Origin of the sequence: Sphingomonas profundi, from assembly GCF_009739515.1 — a bacterium.
In the GTDB taxonomy this organism is placed as follows: Bacteria; Pseudomonadota; Alphaproteobacteria; order Sphingomonadales; family Sphingomonadaceae; genus Alterirhizorhabdus; species Alterirhizorhabdus profundi.
This window is the reverse complement of sequence record NZ_CP046535.1, coordinates 4,282,501-4,303,023: the sequence shown is the minus strand read 5'-3', so window position 1 is coordinate 4,303,023 and position 20,523 is coordinate 4,282,501. Positions and strand designations below refer to the sequence as shown.

The following is a 20,523-nucleotide window of genomic DNA, read 5'->3' as shown; positions in this document are numbered from 1 at the left end:
CTGTGCTCCCCGGCCGATCAGTTGAGGCCGTGCGCGGCGACGCCGCGCGACCAGTCGAGTGAGGCCGCCATGCCCGGCGACATCGAGGTGGCGAGCACGTTCTCGAGGAACTGCGTCTTCTGGATGATCGCCATGATCGCCGTGACGCGCGCCTGGGTCGTCTGTTGCCGATCGGCGAGCGCGGTGCGGGCGGTCGCGATCTGCGCGTTCCAGGCTGTGAGCTTCGCTTCGTCGGCGGCGATGAAGCTCGCCTTCGACTTGCCAACCTCGCTCACCAGCTGATCCAAGATGGCGTAGAGCAGGTCGATCGAGGCGATCTCGGCGAGTGTCGAGCGATCGTCGGTCGAGAGCCCGCGGGCATAGGCCGCCTGCACGGTTAGAATCTTGTAGAGCGGCACCGAGGCGATCTGGAGCAGCTCCTTCTGCTCGGGGGTGATCGCGGTGTCGGTGCGGATCGCCTCGACCATGCCGTCGATCAGCGCGGTCACCCGCGGCCTCAGCGCCTTTACCGTCGGCACCGTCAGCGGCGCCAATGTCGGATTGAGGCACTTATCCTCTGTATCGCAGCGATAGACCTGGACAGCGCCGCCGCTGGTGCCATCGAGCAGCGCGGTGACGAGCGTCGAGGTCGTGTCGCCCGTCAGGGGCTGGAAGCGGCCGGGATCGCTGTCGGTCGGCGGCACGTAGATGATCGTGCCGACCAGCGTCATGACATATTCGGCGAGGTCGCGGTCGAACGTGCCGCCGGCGTTGAACAACTTCGAGCTCTTCAGCACGTACCAGGTGTAGTTCCTCGCGACCGCGCTGTTCACGGCGTCCCATTTGGCGGGGTCCGCGCCGTCCAGCGTCGAGGTCCGCTCGCCCTTGTTGCCACAGCCATGCTTGGCCGCTGCATAATCCGAGAAGATCCCGTCCGAATTGCCGATCGCCTCGCAGATCGCCTTGTCGGCAAGATCGCCCTTCGGCCAGACCGAGCCGACCAGCGCCTGGGCGGACTCGCAGCTTGAAATGTTGAGGTTGTTCATGAGCTGCGCTTTCTGGGCGAACTCATCCATAACCTTCGAGCATTCCGGGCAGACGGTATCGATCGCGAGCTTGAAGGCGAACCCGACGGCGTTGTTCGCGACCGCCTTGAGCATCGCCACGATCTCGCTCGAGTTGATGAACGAGAAGGAGCCGGCGAACAGGTCGATGCCACCGCAGCCGGCGCGCGCCGACGGCAGCTGCAGATTGGCAAGGTTGGTCGTCTTCTGCGGGAAGCGCGTCCACACGTTGCCGAGGCTGTAATAGCCGGCCGACTGACCCTGGAAGGCGGACGGCCCGGTCACGTTGGCGGCGCCCCCCGCGTCGGCGAGGAACTGGTCCATCGCCTTGCCGACGTCCGCCAGGGCCGGGGCCGGCACCAGCATGGGCGTCAGGGCCCCGGCCAGGCTCAGGCCGCAGGCGAGCGTGATCGCGGAGTTGCGGCATCGCCTGCTCACGTTCTTGGCAAGGTCGCAGAGGGTTCGGGGGAGCGCGCGCAGACGCGCGAGATCAATAGTCACTGCCGGCCTTTCGCTGGGTGAGGAGGAAGATGCGTTCCATCAGCTCGTCGGCGGCGATGATGCCGTAACCGACGGGGATGGCGGTGTGGGTGGCGCTGTCGAACAGGACGACCGCGGGCGTGACCTTGGCGGTCAGGCCCATGGTGGCGCGCTGGTTGGTTTCGACGGTGTAGCGCGGGAACGTGTCGGACGGCCCGCCATCGGTCGAGATCGCACGCACCGTCAGGTGATGCGTGTCCGCCACCGCCTTTACGATCGGCGACATGACCCGGCACGCGCCGCAGCTCTGCGCGAAGAAGTAGAAGAGCCCGTAGCGCTCGCCGAGCCGATCGAGCGACTGGTCGCGCTCGACCTTCCGGGCGTCGATCCATTGCTGCTTGGCGACCGTGCCGACCGGCCGCTCCAGCGTATAGTCGAGTTCGGGCGCCTGCCACAGCGCGCGCTGCCAGACATCGCCGAACAGCGACGCGCGGTCGAGCTGCGCACGCTGGTAGCGGATATAGGCGGTGACATTATCCGGCGTGGGTTCGAGAATCGCCCGCGCCTTCAGCTCCCGCAGTTCGGCAGTGATCGCCTCAAGCTTCTCGGCCGCGCTCTGTTCGGGTGCGGCCGGCGTTGCCGGCGCGGTCTCCTCGGCGCTTGGGCGATCGCAGTAGAACCAGGTGCCAAGCGCCCGGTCCTGACAGTAGAAGCGGTCGCCGACCTGGGTCGGACTGGCAGCGGGGCGCGGCGCCGGAGACTGTGCCGCCGCGACGTTGAGCGTTGACGTGACAAGGGCCAGGGCGGCGAGCGCGACCCGCATGATCCGGGCGGCGCTCACTTGCCGGCTCCGCTCAGCGCGTAATATTCGCTGATCTTTTGCTGAAGCGCGCTGACGGTGCTGAGCTCCTCGGGAAGCTTGGCCGCGTCCTGGAACTCGGCATAGACCTCCGAAAAATCCATCTTGCTGAGGTCGAGGCGGGAGAACTCATCGACGGTGAAGCCCTGGCAACTTTCCTTCTTCGGCTTCGCCCATGGCTTGCCCAGCGGCGCTCGGCCCTGCTCCTGCAGGATCCGGCTGAGCTTGCTCTCGAAGCAGCAATAGACCTTCTTCTTGGTGACGCAGACGCCGAGCACGCTGTCGGAGCAGTAGCTGCCGACATAAGTGCACAGACCTTGATTATCGCGTTGATGCAGCAGCACCTCTTCGCGCGAGCAGCCCAGCGCGACCAGCAGGCTGGAATAGGGAATGAGCGGAAACGCCTTGCCCGCGCAGCAATTGAGCAGGCCGAACACCTTCGAGTGGCACGTCTCGCGCTCACCCTTGAACAGGGTCAGTGTGTTCGGATCGAACTGCCGACCCGCATCCGCTGCCGCATTAAGCGCGACGACGGCGTCTTTGAACTCGGTATTCGGCTGGCGATCGATCGTCTCGCAGTCGCCGTTGATGCAGTAGATGTCGCCATCACAGACATACTGCTTCTCGGACGATGCGCCGGCGGGCACGGTGCAGCTGTAGATCCGGTCCTTAGTGGGGCATGGATCCTCGTCGGTCAGGCACTCTTCGCGGACAAAATGACAATGCTCGTCCTTGTCGAGCGTGTCGCAGTTCTGGGCCGCTACCTTGCGGTTGCACTGATAGGTCCGCCCCCAGGCCCAGCAGGGCTTGGTCACAGAGACGCCGTCCACGATCCGTGTGACCGGATCGCTGGTCGTGCAGGTCTCCGTCTCGAGCGTGCAATCCGTGTCCGCGGCAGCGCCCGAACAGGCGGATTCGTCGCGGCGCTCGCTGGTGCTGGTCTGGGTCTCCGTGCCCTTCAGCGTGGCCCCTGCCACCTCCGATGGGCACAGCAGCTCCTCGACTGGCTCACCCGGCTCGGTGCAGTAATTGTAGGGCGGGCGGCTATATCCCTGGAGGCAGCGGCCCTCGTGCGAGCCGGTGACGGTACAGCTGGCCTGCTCGAACTTGCTGCAATCGTCGACGCGATTGAAGCCTGCGTTGAACTCGCTGCACCAGTAGCGGTAGGCCGACGTGCGGGTGACCGAGACGACCAGCGGGATATCGCATTGCTCTGTTCGCTGTTCGAGCGCGACGCCTTGATTGCAGGTGGCCTCATACGTGGTCGTGCCCGTACCGCCTGGCGGAAGCTCACGGCAGTTCCCGCCGGTGCCGCCGACGCTCATGCCGCTGACGAAAGCACTGGGATCGGCCGATACCGCCTGACCGCGGGCGATCGTCGCCTCGATATCAGCGACGGGGATGTGGGGACGACGATCGAGCGACGACCGCACTGTCGCATAGCCTTCGTTCGAGGACGCGGCGCGGCCGGCTTCGGCGGCGATCGCGTCGGGATCCTCGAACAACGCGGATTGCGCTGGCGCTGTAGTGAAGTTGGGGACCGTATCCGGGGTCGGTGCCTGGCTGGTAGCGGTCTGCGCCTTTCCGACGATGGCCGCGCCGAAGCTCTTACCGTCGTCTTTTGCGGCCGAGGTCGATTGACCGATCGCCACGCCTCCGAGTGCGGCGCTGGCGAACAGCGCGAGACCGGCTGCCAATGTGCGCGTCTTCCTCCCGCTCATCGTGCTTCTCCCTCGAGGCGCTTCGCGTAGATCGCCGCGACCGCGGCCGCCGGACCGCCGCCGCCCGCAAAGCTGTCGAGGGCGTGGGCAAGCGTGACGTTGCCCGCCATCCGGTCGTGCGGCGGCAGCGTCGTGCGGCAATCGAACCCGTCGCAGAGGTCGAAGTCGGTCGCGGTGACGACGTAGGTGGGAACGGCGTCGATTCCGAACGCCCGGAACAACCGAGGATCGATCCCGACATTCGCATGGACCTCGCCCTGCGGCAGGACACGCCCGAGCGCCGCCGTGAAGGCCTTGGCGGAGTTGCCCGGGAAGCCCCGGAACACCACGACACCGCCGGCCCGACCGACATCGTCGATCATCGCCTTGAGCGAGGCGGCAGGCATCGAAAGGCTCGCAAACGCCACCAGCCGCGGCGCATCTTCCGGCGCCAGCTGCTTAGCGTTGGCGGCGACCATCGCGTCGAAATCGAAGGTTGCGTTCGACGCTTTCGGCTGGTTCGCCTGGGCATAGCGGGCCGCTGCTGCCCGGGCGGAAGACGCGTTCGCTGCCGCCTCGGCACGAAGCGCGTCGCCGCGCCGGGCGATCACGCCGGCGAAGGCTTCGGCATCCTGTGTCGATAGTTTGGAACGTGCGCGGACCTGCCCGAGATCCAGACCATCGACGGTCTGCGCGCCGAGGGCGTTCGCAACCCCGAGACCCAAGCCGGCGAGCGTGACGGCGGTTGCGATGGAGAGAGGAAGCCGCCGCATCACAGCACGCAGCAATTGCGCTTGCGCCAGACCAGATAGCCCATGTCCTCGCCGATCGCAGGATAGACCTGGCCGGCGGACATGAAGGTCGTGGACGCACCGATCGGGGCGCAGGCGTAGCGCCCGCCCGTCTGCGGATTGGGGTTGGTCGCCTGGAACCGGTATTGCTGCTTGCGCATCACCGGCATCAGATATTTGCCGCACAGGCCCTTCGAGCCCATCGTGCCCCAGGCGACGAGCTCACGGTGGAGCTTGTACGCGAAGCGGGCGAGCGCCAGCCGGGACGCCTGGACGTGGCCGATCGAGGCGGCGACGTTGCCGTTGAGCGGATACATCGTGCCCTGGCAGCCGGCGCACCAGAACAGGGGATCGGTCGGCAGTTTCGCAGTCGCCGCCACGCAATCGGCCGCACAGGCGGCGAGCGCCAGCGGGTTGGCGAACAGCACCGCTTCCGGGTTGATGATCGCGGTGAGTTCGGAATCCTGCCAGAGCGGGTCGATCTCCGTCAGGTAGAGGATGTCGAACGAACCCTGCTCGAGGCAGAGGAAGTCGGTGACGATCTCCATCCAGTAGATCAGCGGATAGGCGTACCAATGGACGTGCCAGCCGCTCGTATTCTGCGCCTTGCCGCCGACCGCGCTTGGGCCGGCGATGGTCTTGAATCCGATGTCGAAGCCGGGGTCGAGCTTCATCCCACCGAGGTTCACGAAGCACCACGGCTTCATGCTGACATCTGCCAGCCGAACCGGCTCCCAGAAGCCCATCGCGATCCCGAGCCGCAGTCCGCAATTGCACACGGGCAGCGCCGGATTGTCCGTGTCGGGACGTCCTGCGATCGACGGCCAGATGTTGAGGCCGCCGACCGACATGGGAAACAGGCAGCTCCAGCACACATCGGTCAGCGGATTGACGAAATGCCCTGTGCAGCGGCCCGGCGTTCCCTCGGCACGCGCCGGTGCCGCCGCGAGCATCAGCGCCGCGACGATGCCGAGCAACCCCGCGACGACGAACGTTCGCGTGCGGCGCGCTCGATGGCGTCGGCGGTGCGCGGCTTCGAGCCAGGCGCGGTTGGCGCCAGCGGTCATTTCTGGTCTCCTTTTGTTCCCTGGACTACCATTTCGCGGATGGCGAGGACGCGGCCACGCTGTTCGACGACCGCCGGCACCGCACGGATGCCGAGCTTGGTCGTGAGCGTGCCGGACTGGTCAAAGTAGAACCGGCGTTGCTCGGCCTTCATCAGAGCGAAGGGCGAACCGCTCACGAGAATGAGCTTGGCGTTGAGCGCAGTCGTCCGCGCCATCGCCCATGCGACCTGGTCTTCGCTGTCTCCGTCGATGAACACGAGCCGCTGGCGCAGCGGCACGGTTTCGAGCGGGTTGACCCGCGTACCACGCGCCACGATCACCCGCCCCCGCGCATCGCGCAGATCGTCGGCGACCGTGATGGTCGGATCGAACGCCCAGCTGCGAGGCTCGCTCGCCGCCGCGATGCCGACGACAGGCGCGGGCCTGCGCACGCGCTCCGCCGTTCTCGCCGCAAGGGCGCGGTTGGCTCGGTCGATCTCGCCCGATGCCTGCATGCCGGTCAGCCGTTGATGAATGACGCTGAGCAGATCAGCTTCGATCACAGGGAAGGTCGCGCCTTGCTGGCCATAATCGCGCGCGGGAGCTGGTCCCGGCATCAGCGACAGTGATCCCGTCACGAGGAGAAGTACGAACCCGCGGAGTGAATGAGCGCTCACAGGATGGGCTCCCCGACACCGAGGACACGCTGGCGGCAGATCCAGCCGATCACCGCGTAGCGGCTGTCGAAGCTGTCGGGGTTGGGCGTGGCCACGAAGTAGCAGCCGCGTGGGATCGTCCCGACCGGTCCCAGCGTCAGCGGCTCGCCGCGCATCGTCTTCGGCTTGGCCAGCGCCACCGGCCGGCCGTTGACAAGGAACAGGCGACCCTGCCGCGTGACCGTGTCGCCGGCCACGCCATAGACGATCTTGCCGAAGGGATCGTGATCGCGGCCGAAATGCCGCTCGAGCAGCGCGCTTGGCGGCGGATCGAAAAAGACGTGATCGCCTTTCGCCGGTATCCGCTGGCGATCGATCAGGAACGCCCAGTTCGGCAGGCTGGTGCTGGCATTGACGAGCAGCGCATGCCGTCCGCTCCACGCATCGAGCTGGAGATAGCCTGTACCGAGTAGTCCGATGGCGCCGAGCAGCAGCCAGCGGCGCCGGCGTGCCGGTGACCAGAAGGCCGCGGGCGGAGCAGCGTCAGCGCGGATCACGGCTGGCCTCCACTGCCTGGCGAACACGGGCGCGGACGAGCTCCGTCCTGTCCGGCACCGAGCGCCCAAGCGTCGCCTCCGAGACCAGCACCGTCGCGCCATCCTCGCCGAGGTTCGAGACCGCCTGGTTGATCGCAGCAAGATAGACTGCGGTGCGCTTCGCGGACTGATCGGAAGTCCCGCCGCCGCGCGCTTCGCTGGCAACGAAGTCTTCCACAAGCCGGGACAGGCTGACCGTCACGATGTGACGGCTGCGAACCTCGACGAGGGTTCGCGTGATCCAGGCGCCCCATAGCGTCCCGGCCATCAGCAGGATTCCGATCAGGATCGTCTGGAGGGACCAGCCCGCGATGGTGCGATCGAGGATGCGAGGCGTCAGATCAGACATCGGACGGCCTCCCGCGCAAGTCGCGCCGCATGCGCAGCACGAAACCGGGAAGCCGGGCGACCAACAGCATGCCGAGGATCGCGACGAAGACAGCGAGCAGCTGATGATCGAACCGGGTGCGGGCCTCGTGTGTCGCGAACAGGTAATGCGTCGACAGATTCTGGACGTGGGCGAAGAACCGCAGCGGTCGACCGTCGGCCGCGACGATGACGAAGCCCAGCAGCAGGCCGAGCGCGCCGACGATCGTGCCGCTCAGCCATAGCGTCGTACACAGGACGAAATGGCAGACGTCGGACACACATCGACCCACACGTGCCAGGCGCGCGAAGAGATCGGCTGGGAGCACGGGCTTACGCATGGGCGGTCTCCCGCCCACGCGCCTCGGGCAGATCGTTAGCGACGGCATCGATCGCCTCGGCGAGACTCTCCCCTTCGGCGAGGCGCCGCTCGATCGCCGCATAGGTGTCGGGCGATGACGAGAAGACGGTTGCCGAAAAGCGGTCGAGCACCAGCCGGCCAATCGCCTGACATTCCGGGCCGCGGATGAAGACTTCGGAATATTCGGCGCCCGAGCGCTTGAGCGAGCGGATCAGCCCCTCGGTGCGGTCGTCCATGTCGAGCCGGGCGGACTTGCGGAGATCGGCGACCGTTTCCGGCTTCTGCTGGAGCACCAGCATCCAGTCGGAGTTCTCAAGCGCTGCGGTCGCGCCGTCGGACTTGTAGAAGTCGTTGAGCGACTGGGTGGCAGTGCAGAGCGCCCCGCCATATTTGCGAGCCGTGCGGGCATAGGTCTCGACGAAGTCGGACATCGATCCGCCCTTCAGCATGGCCCAGGCCTCGTCGATCAGCAGCAGCTTCTTTACCGAGCGCGGGCTGCGCGTCATCGCCTGGCTGGTCATGAACATGATCGCGGTGAGGACGACGGAACGCAGTTCCTCGCGAGTGGCCAGGTCGGACATCTCGAAGACCGTGAAGTCCGCCTCGAGCTTGAGACTGGCCTCGCCGTTGAAAAAGGCACCGTAGGTGCCGCCCGAGCGGAATGGCCCCATCGCGATCGCGAGATTGCCGGCGTCGATGTTCCCGGTGGCTTCGAGCGCCGCTGCTACCGCATCGACCGAGCCGGCCCTGCCCTGCTCTTCCCACACCCGGTTCACCGCCTGGTCGATCAGGCCGCGCTCGGTGTCGGTCAGGCGGTCGATGAAGCGCGCCATCTGGCCGACGATCGCTTTCAGCATCGCCATGCAGTCAAGCCGGTAATCCTCGTCGCTCGCGACGCGCTCGGCGTCGACCATCGAGAACGGATTGAGACAGAAGCCGGAGGCGAGCGTGAACTCGATGAAGCTTCCTCCCTGGAGCCGGCAGCTGTTCATGAAGGAGCGGCCGTCGTCGATCACGACGACCTTGGCGCCGGCGCCGCACAGACTCGCGCACATCTCCTGAAGCAGGACCGACTTGCCCGATCCCGACTTGCCGAGGATCGCGACATTGTGGTTGCCGGCGCCATTCTCGAACGGCGACCAGAAGAAGGGCTGTCCGCGGCGACCGAGGAAAAGCAGGTGCGGGAGTGCGCCGCCGAGATACTCGCCCTGCACGGGTGCGATGTTGGCTGCGGTCGTCGACAGCATCGTCCGCATCCGCCGACAGCGCTCGAAATCTGCCGCAAGCCCGTCCGCCAGCGTCAACGGCATAGCCGCCAAGAGACCCTGGATTTGGAGGTAGCGCTCGTCAGCCAAGTCCCAGCCAGCCGACTTGTAGAGCGATTTCACCATCCGCTCGTTGCGGTCGCCATCCCCTTCCGGAGAGAAGCTGGTGACGCCGTAGAAGGCGCGGACGAGGCGGCGCCCTTCCTGCAGCTGCCCCTGCACCTCACGCCATTCGGCAGCCTGTTCGCGTAAGCGCGGCACATAGCGCGCCGACTTGCCCTCGCTGAGCGACGTCGTGCGAAGGAACTTCATGCCCGCACGGGTCGAGGCGGCCTCCTGGTCGGGATAGACAAGGCAGAGCATGGTGGCCGCGGGACAAGGGAAGCGCAGTTTGTCCGTGAACAGGTCGCCGATCAGCCGGGCGGTCTCCCACGGGGTCCACCGCGTCGGCATGTTGCGCACGCCGAAGTGACGGACATCGAAGCGGTCCGGATAGACCTCGCCGATCTCGGGCGCGCCCTCATCGGTCGCGCCAGTCGGGCGGAACCGCTCGGTGCGCAGCAGCATCCGGCTTTCCTCGACGACCAGCTCGATATCCCGACGCAGCGCCTGGTCGGCGATCGGATCGAGAGGATTATAGTCGATGGCATCGTCGCCGCTCGCAGTCGTCGGCGACGTGAGGTCGTCGAGGAATGCGATCAGCTCGACCGGAGTGACATCGACGGCCGGCACGTCCAGCGAGCGGAGCACGCCCATCAGGCTCTCGCGGACGGCGATCAACTCTTCCTTGGAGGTGCTGCTGCCTGCCGGCACGCCCACCGAGACGATGAGCTGGTGGTGGCGGGCATGGAACGGCGCGCCGGCAGAGCCGCTCGACCAGACGAGGTCATAGAGGCACTGGGCGCGAGCGCGCGCCAGCCGCTCGTACACGCCGCCCCGCGCATATCGCGGCAGGAACCAGGGCGCGATATTGCGCCCGATCCGCGGGGACGCCCAATGGACGATCTGCACGCAGGCGCCGGCGGGCAAGCCTTCGGAGAAGAACTGACCGAGCAGGTCGCCGACCCGCTCGTCGGCGCCGACGAGCGGCGCCACGTTCAACACGAACCCGGTGGAGCGTGCATTGAGGTAGAGCCGGGTCGATGGCTCGTAGACACGGTAGGGCAGAAAGCTCGACAGCATGTCGAGGCCGAGCACCGGTCGCGCGCCCTCGCCGCTTTCCGTGTCTCCGAACAGCCCGCGCATGAGCGTGTCGGTGAAGGTTTTGAGCGACAGCTTCACGGCCGTTTCTCCTGCTCTGGGATGGAGCCGAACGGATCGCCGAGGTCGGCGTCGGGATGCGTCCCGGTCGGCGGCTTGGCAGGTGTTGGCATCACCGGAGCCGCGAGGCCGCGGACACGAGCCAACGCCGGTGCCGTGTCGCCTGTTGGAACGATCGTCTTGCCGCGCGGCGGCGCGCCGGGTTGCGCCGCTCCGTGGGCTGCCGGTGACGTGGATCGGTCCGCAATGCGATGCCCGCTGCGCGCGGCAGCGATCGCAGCCGCGGTCGGAGCCGGACCCGCATCCGTGGGCACCGGTGGACCGTCCGTGTTCATGTGAGGGGCTCGAGCGGGGAGCATCTCGAGCCCCTCGATCGCCGGTGCCGAAGCACCGGCGACTGCCTCGCGCAGAGAGGAAGGGGCGGAACTGCGCGAGAACTCGGGAAGGGATTGGGTGTCGGGATCCGGGCGGCTGGGCTCCAGGCGCCAGCCCGGAGCCTCCACGACGACGTGGACCGTGGCGGCGTCATGGAGGACCCCGGCCGCATCGACATGGGCGGGCAGGAGGACGGCGAGCAGTCGTTCGCCGGTTCGGGGCCCCATGCCGCCGCCGCGCGACACTGCAGGCTGCCGGGCCGGCGTCACCGCCGACGGTCCGCCGTCACTGCCGCTCAGGGCGGTGACGGCCTTCGCATCGATCTCCGTCATGGGAGCGCACGTCCCGGTCGGTGCACGGCAGGCGAAGTCACCTTTGACGGTGCCGCCCAACGTTGCGCAGCCGGAGAGGGAGCCGAGGAGCAGCAAGGCTGTCGGACAGCGGGTCATGCCGCACCTCCGGCGATGAACGCCTTGAGCGTTGCGGCCGGACGGAAGCCTTCGATCACCGCGCCGTCGCGGCGGATGATGACCGGCGTGCCGCCGAACCCGTGCCGCTTGGCGAATGCCTCGTTGCCGTCGAGGCCGGACGTGTCGCACTTGGCGGCGTTTAGGACCGGCTGATCGGCATAGGCGGCATGCAAAGCCGCAGCCGGGTCTCGCGCGCAAAGCACCGCCTCGGCCTTCTTCCGGCTCTCCAGTCCGAAAATCGAGATCGGCCGCTCTTCGACCCGCAGGCCGAGGCTGGCGAGCTCGCCGGAGAGCTTGCGGCAGTATCCGCACGAGAAGTCGCTGAGCACGACGACCTTGGCACCGCCGGCGGGGCCCCAGTAGATCGCGCCGCCCTTGGGAAGCTCGGCGAGGTCGACCTTGCTGGCCTTGGCGGGTGCGGGCGCCTGCTCTTCGTCGGCGTCGGCCTGTTTGCGGCCGGCGGCGCCGGCTGCGATCAGATCGGGGTTGAGCTCAAGCAGGCGCGCGGCCGTGACATCGCTGCGCGTCTCCATGTCATACACCCGCCCGATCATCAGATAGCGTGCGGTCGGATCGACGTAGAACAATGTCGTGCCGGCGACGACCTCGCAGAGGCCTCGCAGGCGCTGGCAGTCGATCGCGCCGATCGCCGTTCGCGGCAGCCTGAGCTTGAGCGCGGTCCGCACCAGGTTTGTATTGATCGCCACACCGGCAAGCGTTTCGGCATGAACGGCATTGGCGGCGACGCCAGCGCCCATACCGAGACTGAGCGAGGCGCCGGCAAGCAGCGTCCAGAACGGAACGCCTTCAAGGCGCCGGAACCTGGCCAGCTCCCGGCCAAGTCGAGAGTCAGCATTCATCATTGGGAGTTCCTCACATAGACGCCGTCGAGAAAGACGATTTCGACATCGATGCCGGTCGGCATCTCGATCACCGGCTGGTATTGCTCGGCGCGTTCGATCAGATATTTGGAGACACTGTCGGCGGCGTCGCCGACGCCCTCACCCAGTCCGCCCTGGACGATGTCGCCGGCGGAAAGCGTCTGGCGCTTGCCATCGACGCCGGTGGCGAGCCCCGAGAACACGCCGTTCGCGTTGGCGGAGAACCCGCGGCCGAAGCCGCCCACGATGCCGGCGATCAGGGCCTGGCTGACGAGGCTTCCCTCTCGGCTCACGACGCGGCCGCGTACGCCCGTCTTGCCGGCGAAGCTGATGAAGCCCTTGACCTCGCTGACCGCCACCCGTCCGCCGGGTTGGTCGCAGGTCATCTTCTGCAACTTGACGTAGACCTTCTCGGCGCTGAGATCGCCCCGCGCCGCGCCATTGACGACGCAGCCCTCGAGCCGCGTGGTCAGGAGCTTGCCGTCCTTGACCACCGAGCGGGCGGGGCCGGTGATCCGCAGGACGACGGGTAGCGGGTCCGTCTGACTGGCGACGCCTGCCGAGGCATCGACGCCGACGATCACGCGCGCGGGCGCATAGCTGTTGGGCGGTAGATAATCGGGGCTGTCCTCGATCTCGATCGCCGGCGCTTGTGGTCTCGATGAGCGCAGACCGGTCTTGACCGCGCCAGCACTCTCGGTACTCGCGACGAACGACAGAGTCTTCACCTGCCGCTCCGCCGTCGTGGGCAGCGCAGCAGTGCCATCCGGCGTCGCGAGGTTCGGCGACAGCGGCGAACCCGACGGGATCGACGGATCGCGCGCGGGCGAAGACGTCGCGGCGGATGGCGGCGGCGCGGACTGCGCACGTGCCAGTTCGCCCTTCAGCGAGCTGTTCTCCTGCGTGAGCGCGTCGATCGTATGCGCGCCATCGGTACGCATCGCCTGGTTCTCGGCCGCGAGAGCGTCGAGCTTGGATTGGACATCGGGATTGACGGCTCGAGAGTCTTCCAAGGCCTTCAGCTGACGCGCTTGCGCGTCCAGGCGATTGCCGTAGATCGCGACGAATTCCTTTTGGCTCAGGTCGCGATTGACGATGCCGTCAGTCTCGATCCGCTGGGGCGCATCAGGAGCCGCGGAGGTGTGGTGCGGCGAGCCTCCCAGCACGAACCAGAGCCCGACCATCGCGACCGCACCGCCGCCGCCAAGCAGCAGCATCCGCTGACGCTGCCGCGTCTTGGCATTGAGGGCGCCGATCGCGTTTTCGGCGGTGTCCGCCGGCCGGCCAGTCTGGGAAGTAGCGGGGGCGCTCATGCGCCCGCTCCATCGGTCTGCACGACATAGAGCGTGGTCGCGGCGCGGGGCGCGAGTTCGGATGCTCCGATGCTGACAGCGAGCGCATCGCCCGGAGCGATCACCTTGGGATCGAGCGATGCCGTCTTATTGCCGCGGTTTTCGACGCGAAGGACTTTCCCGAGAAGCCCCCCGCCCCGGTACTGGGAGATCAGGCGGACGCTGAAGTCGCCGACGCGCAGTGGCGACGCCGCCGTCTGTCGGACCTGATAGCCCTTCGGCACGCCGCCGGTCGCCATCGACTGAACGAGGGCAAGCGCGGAATCCTGCGGCGTCGCGGTCGCGATTGATGGCTCGGGTGGCTGTGCCAGCGCCGGATTGGTGATGAAGACCTGTTCGGCTTCACTGCCGCCGACGGTGCACGCGAACTTGTAGACAAAGCCCTTCCGCGTCGTCGCGAAGAAGCTCAGTCGACCGGGCGCAAAGCCTTCCGGCACCGAGAGGTAGATGTCTCCTCGGACCGGCTCGTTGGTGACCGTGAAATCATTATAGGGGTAGCCCGTCGTGATCTTGCTGACGCTCGCAAAGGCGTCGCCGATCAGGCTGATCCGGGTGAGCTCGCGCGCCGAGACGACGCAGGTCACCTCTGCATTGTCAGCGGCTTGACGATATTGGTCGGCGAGCGCCGGCGTCGCGGTCAGCGCAACTGCTGCGCCCAGCAGCATGAGGCCGAGCGGCTTGAGGCTGATGTCACGCGGACGGGCGGAGCCGGCGGCGAAGGTGGTGGCGCCTGCACCGAGCAGGCACGCGGGAAGGGCAGCGATCATCGCAGTGCCTCCTTGGAGTTCGCGACGAGCGCGAAACTGGTCAGCGAGAGGCGGAGCCCGGTGTAATCCCAGCCGAAGCGAAACCGCTTCTGCTCGCTGGCGATCACCTGTCCGCCGACGAATGTCTTGAGGTCGCCGTCGACCGTGGACGTGAGCCCCTTCGGATCGACATCGAGCCCGGTGATGACGAATGCCTGGCTGAGGTCCGAACCGCGCTGCTCGGTCACTATCTTGACCAGTTCGGCGCGCAACGACCCGTATGCCGCCGGGTTCGCTATCTTCAGGATCTGCTCCATCCAATAGTCGAGGCCCTGAGGCGAGCGATTGAGCAGCATCAGCGCAACGTCACGGGTGACGAGTTCGAGATAGTCGGCCGACACGCCCGAGGAGCTGATGCTCAGGGGCCGCGTCGAGATCGGTTGCAGGATGACTTCGCGATCTCGCGACCCGAGCGCCGAGACGAGCGCAAGGTTGACGAGGAAGGAAGCACCGCCTGCCAGGAGCAGGACCTTGCGCTGCCTGAGCAGCGCCTGGGCGCGCTGGTGCGCGATATCGGATAGCATGTGCTTGTCCCTCTCAGCCGGCCAGGAGGCGGCAATGCGAGGGCGGCGTGGCCTTCAGTCGGACGAAGCCCGCACCCAGGTACCAGTAGGCCGCGTGGATGGCCCAGGAGCTGGCCCGGCCTCTCTTTGCCTTTCGAAGCGCGAACCACGCTCCTCCAGCCCCCACGAGACCCAGCAGGATATGCTGGGAGAGGATGCCCCAGCCGAACGGCACGGCGAGCCCCAGAAACTCATCAAGGGTCCACAGACCGATGAGCTCAGGATCGTCGAGCCGCCGGGGCACGAGATACTTGTCCGACATGGGTCGCTCCGCCACCGCCCGCCGCGATCAGATGATCGCGGTGACGGTGGAGGTGACGATCGGCACGCCGGTGCCGACGCCGATGCCGACGGCGACCGGGATCGCCACCTGGCCGAGCGTGAAGCGGCCGGACGCCATGCCGATGATGCCGCCTGCGAGGCTGAGCACGGCGATGATCTTGCCCCCCGATCCTTCGAGAAAGTCGGTGAACTTCGTCAGAGCGGGACCGAAGGTGGTGTCGGCGCCGGCGTAAGCCGCGCTAGCACACAGCATCAGGGCGAGAGCTGGCACGACATAGTCGCTGGCGTTGCCCAAGCGGGCACGGGTCAGCGGAAGCTTGAAGGTGGGCATCGGGAGGGTCTCCGTGGACGGCGATGCGACCGAACATCGGCCGCCCAGTCACCTTCACGTCGCCCCGATCGGCGCTCAACATTTCAGAACAGTTGGGGAACAGAAACCCGATCGCATCGCGGAATCAGCGATCCGCCTCGCGCCCTTCCCTGTGAGATTTCCTAGAAGCCGCGACGCGTCTCGCGTGAAAGGCAGCGTTCAATCACGCTCCCGCGACGAGCGTCGCAGACCCTTGGATCGAAGGTGATTCGTAGCTGCGTTGCTTCCCCGACCTCTCCCAAGCGCGTGAGCCCCCAGGGGTCGGCCTAGGATGTTCTTGTTTTGTTTTCCTACAGCCGCTGTCTCGGCGTAGCGTGATAGCGACTCGGGAACTCGGAGAAGGAATGTGCCGCTCGAAAACAGCTTTGCCGATGGATCGGACGCTCCCCTGCACCGTGTGGTGGCAGACCTCATCGGCACATCCGGTATCGCGCAGCGAGATCTCCTGGCGCGAGCGGGACTGAGTAAGGACCAGCTATCCCGCGCTCTCAAGGGATCTCGCCATCTGAGCTCAGAGGAGGCCATCGCGATACTCGCCGCCGCCGGCCTTCCCGCGCGGGGCGCACTGACCCTGGCGCTGTTCGGACGCCAAGATCTGGCTGGTGAATGGGCTCGTTCGGGAATGGCCGCCTTCCTGGAAACGCTCGTCGCCGCGCTACCGGATGCACTCGCGGCTGAGATCGGGGAGACGAGCGATCGCGTCGATCCACGTTGGGGGCCGCAGGCCGCTCGGTTCGTGGCACAGCGCATCGCCCATCACATCGCCGAACTCGTCGAGCGGGAGGAGCGCCTGGGCGAATTCAAGCCGGTGATTGGCCGATCCTCCGGATAAGCTAGGCCGGAAACACACGCTGGGGAGCGTAGAGGAGAGAGTGCGTTGGCCGGAAGGGCGGGCGGCGCGCCGTAAGGCAACGAGCAAGCCCATGCGCCCACCCCGACCTGCTGTAAGCGACCACGCCCCCACCATCGACGATCGATTGCACCTTCGCCCTTCTGCGGAGGGTACCGACGAGCGGCTGATCGAGTTCGTCCGGGCTGTGGCACGCTGCGCAGCCCACCGATACATTGCCGATTCTGAGAAGGAGAGCGCACGCGACGCCTCCTGACGGAAAGCAGGAGAACCCTCATGAAGGTAGCCCTCTACGCGCGCTACTCGAGCGACTCGCAGCGCGATGCCTCTATTGCCGATCAGCTCCGCGTTTGCCGCGCGCACGCCGAGCGCCAAGGCTGGCACATCGTCGAGGAGTATACCGACCACGCAATCTCGGGCGCGTCGCTCCTGCGACCCGGCATTCAGGCGATGATCGCCGACGCGCTGAACGGCCGCTTCCAACTCGTCCTCGCCGAGGCGATGGACCGGCTCTCGCGCGATCAGGAGGACATCGCCGGCCTGTTCAAGCGCATGGCGTACGGCGACGTGAAGATCATCACCCTGTCCGAGGGCGAGGTCACCCAGCTGCATGTCGGCCTGAAGGGCACGATGAACGCCCTCTTCCTCAAGGATTTGGCGGACAAGACGCGCCGCGGCTTGAGGGGCCGCGTCGAGCAGGGAAAGTCCGGCGGCGGCAACTCCTACGGCTACGCCGTGGTGAAGCAGTTCGACGCCCATGGTGAAGCTGTCCGCGGCGACCGAACGATCCACGCCGACCAAGCTGCGGTCGTCCGTCGCATCTTCAGCGACTACGCCGCCGGCAAATCAGCGAAGCGCATCGCGGTGGAACTCAACCGCGAGGGGATATCCGCACCGAGCGGAGGCGACTGGGGCTTCAGCACGATCAACGGCAATCCGAAGCGCGGCACCGGCATCCTCAACAACGAGCTCTATGTCGGTAAGCTCGTCTGGAACCGGCAGCGGTTCGTGAAGGACCCGGCGACGGGGAAGCGGCAAGCCCGGCTGAACGCCCCGGAGGACTGGATCACGCAGGAGGTGCCAGAGCTCCGGATCATCAACGACGAGACATGGTCGATGGTGAAGGCCCGGCAGTCGGCGATGCGGGCTGAGAAGCCCGAGCCCGACGCTTCGACGCTCAGCACGGCGAGAGACCGGAAGCGGCCACGTTATCTTCTCTCCGGACTGACCCGCTGCGGCTGCTGCGGCGGCGGATATTCGATGATCTCATCCGAGATGCTCGGCTGCTCGACCGCCCGTAACAAAGGCACCTGCGATAATCGGACGAACTTGCGGCGCGATGAGCTCGAGGCTCGCGTGCTTTCCGCCCTGCGGCACCAACTCATGGAGCCGGCGCTGTTCGCCGAATTCTGCGAGGAGTTCACACGTGAGATGAACCGTATCCGTTCCGCCGGATCGCAAACGCTTGAGGCGTCGCGGGCCGAGATCAGGAAGATCGACCGCGACCTCGACCGGCTCGTCGACATGATCCTGCGCGGCGGCGCCGCCGATCGGCTCAACGAGCGCATGGTCCGAATGGAAGCGCGCAAGCGCGAGTTCGAAACTGTTGTCGCCCAAAGCAAGGAGCCGGCACCGCTGCTTCACCCCGAGATGGCAGGCTATTATCGCCGCCAGGTCGAGAGCTTGCACGAGGCACTCAACTCCGGACCGGAGGCGGAGCGGCTTAAGGCCGCGGACCTGCTCCGATCGCTGATCTCAGCGATCGTGCTGACGCCCAGCGACAGCGGCCTGGAGATGGACGTGCAAGGCGACCTCGCGGGCATCCTGACGATTGCCTCAAACGCGAAAAGCCCCGCCGTTTTACGGGCGGGGCTTTCGCAAGTTGAGATGGTTGCGGGGACAGGATTTGAACCTGTGACCTTCAGGTTATGAGCCTGACGAGCTACCGGGCTGCTCCACCCCGCGGTGAGGTGTGGTGCGGGGTGGTCCCGCGGAAGGGTATGGATGACATTGTGCTGTGCATGCGCCGGCCGCAAAGCCTGGCGGCGCCCTACTCTTCCACTGCTTGAGCAATAGTACCATCGGCGCAGTCAGGTTTCACGGCCGAGTTCGGGATGGGATCGGGTGGGTCACTGACGCTATGGCCACCAAGCTATGGGGCCGGCGCGTGCACAGGGGTTCTGGAAATCGAGTGGTGTCTGCTGAGCCTGTTCATCCGTTGTCACGGGCGACGGGGTTTATCGGCCCTGTCGGTGATGGCGGGACTCTCAAGCGCGAATAGAGCGATTAGTATCGGTTAGCTCCACGCGTTACCGCGCTTCCACATCCGATCTATCAAGGTCGTGGTCTTCGACCGCTCTGAGAAATCTTATCTCGAGGGAGGCTTCCCGCTTAGATGCTTTCAGCGGTTATCCCGTCCGTACATAGCTACCCTGCTGCGCCGTTGGCACGACGACAGGTCCACCAGAGGTACGTTCAACCCGGTCCTCTCGTACTAGGGTCAACTCCTCTCAAATTTCGACGCCCACGGCAGATAGGGACCAAACTGTCTCGCGACGTTCTGAACCCAGCTCACGTACCACTTTAATTGGCGAACAGCCAAACCCTTGGGACCTGCTCCAGCCCCAGGATGTGATGAGCCGACATCGAGGTGCCAAACAACCCCGTCGATATGAGCTCTTGGGGGTTATCAGCCTGTTATCCCCGGCGTACCTTTTATCCGTTGAGCGATGGCCCTTCCACGAGGGACCACCGGATCACTATGACCGACTTTCGTCTCTGCTCGACTTGTCAGTCTCGCAGTCAGGCTGGCTTATGCCATTGCACTCTAACAGCCGGTTTCCAACCGGCCTGAGCCAACCATCGCGCGCCTCCGTTACTCTTTAGGAGGCGACCGCCCCAGTCAAACTACCCACCACAGAGGGTCCCTCGCCCGGTTTCACGGGCGCAGGTTAGACATTAGACAACAACAGGGTGGTATTTCACCTTTGGCTCCACACCGGCTGGCGCCGATGCTTCAAAGCCTCCCACCTATGCTACACAGTTCTTGTCCAATGCCACTCTGAAGTTGCAGTAAAGGTGCACGGGGTCTTTCCGTCTAACCGCGGGTACTCCGCATCTTCACGGAGAATTCAATTTCGCTGAGCATGTGCTGGAGACAGTGGGGAAGTCGTTACGCCATTCGTGCAGGTCGGAACTTACCCGACAAGGAATTTCGCTACCTTAGGACCGTTATAGTTACGGCCGCCGTTTACCTGGGCTTCATTTCGATGCTTGCACATCTCCACTTAACCTTCAGGCACCGGGCAGGCGTCAGACCCTATACGTCGTCTTGAAGCCGACTTAGCAGAGCCCTGTGTTTTTGCTAAACAGTCGCTACCCCCTGGCCTGTGCCCCCCATGAGAGCTTGCGCTTACATGGGGCCTCCTTCTTCCGAAGGTACGGAGGCAATTTGCCGAGTTCCTTCAGCACACTTCTCTCAAGCGCCTTGGTATACTCTACCAGACCACCTGTGTCGGTTTCGGGTACGGTCTATACGGTGGGGCTATTTCCTGGAACCATTTCGAAGCCATCCCAATCCGATAAGGGATGACAACACACATGATCCGTCACACACCACCAGGCCCACGAATATTAACGTGGTTCCCATCGACTACCCCTTCGGGCTCGTCTTAGGGCCGGCTCACCCTGCGCGGATTAGCCTTGCGCAGGAACCCTTGGTCTTTCGGCGACAGGGCATCTCACCCTGTTTATCGCTACTCATGTCTGCATTCGCACTTCCGATACCTCCACGGCCCATTACCAGACCGCTTCGCAGGCGTACGGAACGCTCCGCTACCGCGTGGAATAATCCACACCCTAAGCTTCGGTGCGTGTCTTGAGCCCCGTTACATCTTCGCCGCAGGATCTCTTGTTTAGACCAGTGAGCTGTTACGCTTTCTTTAAAGGATGGCTGCTTCTAAGCCAACCTCCTGGTTGTTTTGGAGATCCCACATGCTTTCCCACTTAGACACGACTTGGGGACCTTAGCTGTAGGTCAGGGCTGTTTCCCTCTTGACGACGGACCTTAGCACCCGCCGTCTGTCTCCCGGATAGTATTCACAGGTATTCGGAGTTTGGTTAGGTTTGGTAGATCTCGCGACCCCCTAGCC

At 65.5% G+C, this 20,523-nt stretch carries 19 protein-coding genes, 1 tRNA gene and 2 rRNA genes (1 of these 22 only partly in view); 2 read left to right on the top strand and 20 right to left on the bottom strand.

Annotated elements, in window-relative coordinates; all coding sequences use genetic code 11:
* Positions 1 to 17: 17 nt before the first annotated feature.
* From GNT64_RS20385 to GNT64_RS20305, 17 genes are all read right to left on the bottom strand, one after another.
* The gene (locus GNT64_RS20385) at positions 18 to 1,409 is read right to left on the bottom strand and encodes a conjugal transfer protein TraH (protein WP_156681791.1); all 1,392 of its coding nucleotides are present in this window, start codon (positions 1,407 to 1,409) and stop codon (positions 18 to 20) included.
* A 124-nt stretch (positions 1,410 to 1,533) separates the two neighbouring features.
* Positions 1,534 to 2,346: a conjugal transfer protein TraF gene (locus GNT64_RS20380; RefSeq protein ID WP_156681790.1), complete on the bottom strand. Its 813-nt coding sequence runs from the start codon at positions 2,344 to 2,346 to the stop codon at positions 1,534 to 1,536.
* 14 nt (positions 2,347 to 2,360) lie between these two features.
* The gene (locus GNT64_RS20375; RefSeq protein ID WP_156681158.1) at positions 2,361 to 4,103 is read right to left on the bottom strand and encodes a conjugal transfer protein TraN; all 1,743 of its coding nucleotides are present in this window, start codon (positions 4,101 to 4,103) and stop codon (positions 2,361 to 2,363) included.
* Positions 4,100 to 4,870, bottom strand: coding sequence for a type-F conjugative transfer system pilin assembly protein TrbC (gene trbC / locus GNT64_RS20370; protein ID WP_231639121.1), 771 nt, complete (start codon positions 4,868 to 4,870; stop codon positions 4,100 to 4,102). The genes GNT64_RS20375 and trbC overlap by 4 nt, the downstream gene beginning before the upstream one ends.
* Positions 4,855 to 5,826 (bottom strand): conjugal transfer pilus assembly protein TraU, encoded by a 972-nt coding sequence (gene traU / locus GNT64_RS20365; RefSeq protein ID WP_156681788.1) that lies wholly within the window; start codon positions 5,824 to 5,826, stop codon positions 4,855 to 4,857. Before traU ends, trbC begins: the two co-directional genes overlap by 16 nt.
* Before the next feature lie 110 nt (positions 5,827 to 5,936).
* A complete protein-coding gene (gene traW, locus GNT64_RS20360) occupies positions 5,937 to 6,596 on the bottom strand; it encodes a type-F conjugative transfer system protein TraW (protein ID WP_422396607.1) in 660 nt (219 codons plus the stop codon).
* Complete coding sequence (locus tag GNT64_RS20355; protein ID WP_338420396.1) at positions 6,593 to 7,132, bottom strand: S26 family signal peptidase; 540 nt, start codon at positions 7,130 to 7,132, stop codon at positions 6,593 to 6,595. The genes traW and GNT64_RS20355 overlap by 4 nt, the downstream gene beginning before the upstream one ends.
* Entirely contained in the window at positions 7,119 to 7,520 is a 402-nt protein-coding gene (locus GNT64_RS20350; protein ID WP_156681156.1) for a TrbI F-type domain-containing protein, read from the bottom strand. Before GNT64_RS20350 ends, GNT64_RS20355 begins: the two co-directional genes overlap by 14 nt.
* A complete protein-coding gene (locus tag GNT64_RS20345) occupies positions 7,513 to 7,878 on the bottom strand; it encodes a hypothetical protein (protein WP_156681155.1) in 366 nt (121 codons plus the stop codon). The genes GNT64_RS20350 and GNT64_RS20345 overlap by 8 nt, the downstream gene beginning before the upstream one ends.
* Positions 7,871 to 10,444: a type IV secretion system protein TraC gene (traC, locus tag GNT64_RS20340; RefSeq protein ID WP_156681154.1), complete on the bottom strand. Its 2,574-nt coding sequence runs from the start codon at positions 10,442 to 10,444 to the stop codon at positions 7,871 to 7,873. Before traC ends, GNT64_RS20345 begins: the two co-directional genes overlap by 8 nt.
* Positions 10,441 to 11,130: a hypothetical protein gene (locus GNT64_RS20335; RefSeq protein WP_197277155.1), complete on the bottom strand. Its 690-nt coding sequence runs from the start codon at positions 11,128 to 11,130 to the stop codon at positions 10,441 to 10,443. The genes traC and GNT64_RS20335 overlap by 4 nt, the downstream gene beginning before the upstream one ends.
* Before the next feature lie 113 nt (positions 11,131 to 11,243).
* The gene (locus GNT64_RS20330) at positions 11,244 to 12,128 is read right to left on the bottom strand and encodes a DsbC family protein (RefSeq protein WP_156681786.1); all 885 of its coding nucleotides are present in this window, start codon (positions 12,126 to 12,128) and stop codon (positions 11,244 to 11,246) included.
* Positions 12,128 to 13,462 carry a TraB/TrbI/VirB10 family type IV secretion system protein gene (locus tag GNT64_RS20325; RefSeq protein ID WP_156681153.1) on the bottom strand — a complete coding sequence of 445 codons (1,335 nt, stop codon included), beginning with the start codon at positions 13,460 to 13,462 and terminating at the stop codon, positions 12,128 to 12,130. The genes GNT64_RS20330 and GNT64_RS20325 overlap by 1 nt, the downstream gene beginning before the upstream one ends.
* Complete coding sequence (locus GNT64_RS20320) at positions 13,459 to 14,268, bottom strand: type-F conjugative transfer system secretin TraK (RefSeq protein ID WP_231639120.1); 810 nt, start codon at positions 14,266 to 14,268, stop codon at positions 13,459 to 13,461. The genes GNT64_RS20325 and GNT64_RS20320 overlap by 4 nt, the downstream gene beginning before the upstream one ends.
* Positions 14,265 to 14,831, bottom strand: a complete 567-nt coding sequence (locus GNT64_RS20315) for a type IV conjugative transfer system protein TraE (protein WP_156681152.1) — start codon at positions 14,829 to 14,831, stop codon at positions 14,265 to 14,267. Before GNT64_RS20315 ends, GNT64_RS20320 begins: the two co-directional genes overlap by 4 nt.
* A gap of 13 nt (positions 14,832 to 14,844) precedes the next feature.
* On the bottom strand, positions 14,845 to 15,132 hold the full coding sequence (gene traL, locus GNT64_RS20310; RefSeq protein WP_156681151.1) for a type IV conjugative transfer system protein TraL: 288 nt from the start codon (positions 15,130 to 15,132) through the stop codon (positions 14,845 to 14,847).
* Between the two features lie 27 nt (positions 15,133 to 15,159).
* The gene (locus GNT64_RS20305) at positions 15,160 to 15,405 is read right to left on the bottom strand and encodes a hypothetical protein (RefSeq protein ID WP_231639595.1); all 246 of its coding nucleotides are present in this window, start codon (positions 15,403 to 15,405) and stop codon (positions 15,160 to 15,162) included.
* A 463-nt stretch (positions 15,406 to 15,868) separates the two neighbouring features.
* Between GNT64_RS20305 and GNT64_RS20300 the strand changes: the two genes are divergently transcribed.
* Positions 15,869 to 16,354, top strand: coding sequence for a hypothetical protein (locus GNT64_RS20300; protein ID WP_156681149.1), 486 nt, complete (start codon positions 15,869 to 15,871; stop codon positions 16,352 to 16,354).
* Between the two features lie 294 nt (positions 16,355 to 16,648).
* Entirely contained in the window at positions 16,649 to 18,304 is a 1,656-nt protein-coding gene (locus GNT64_RS20295; protein ID WP_156681784.1) for a recombinase family protein, read from the top strand.
* Here the strand turns inward: GNT64_RS20295 and GNT64_RS20290 are convergent.
* The 3 genes from GNT64_RS20290 to GNT64_RS20280 all read right to left on the bottom strand — a co-directional run.
* A tRNA-Met gene (locus GNT64_RS20290) sits at positions 18,261 to 18,337 on the bottom strand. The genes GNT64_RS20295 and GNT64_RS20290 overlap by 44 nt on opposite strands.
* A gap of 72 nt (positions 18,338 to 18,409) precedes the next feature.
* A 5S ribosomal RNA gene (gene rrf, locus GNT64_RS20285) occupies positions 18,410 to 18,524 on the bottom strand.
* A gap of 114 nt (positions 18,525 to 18,638) precedes the next feature.
* Positions 18,639 to 20,523, bottom strand: a 23S ribosomal RNA gene (locus GNT64_RS20280) (it continues 907 nt past the right edge of the window).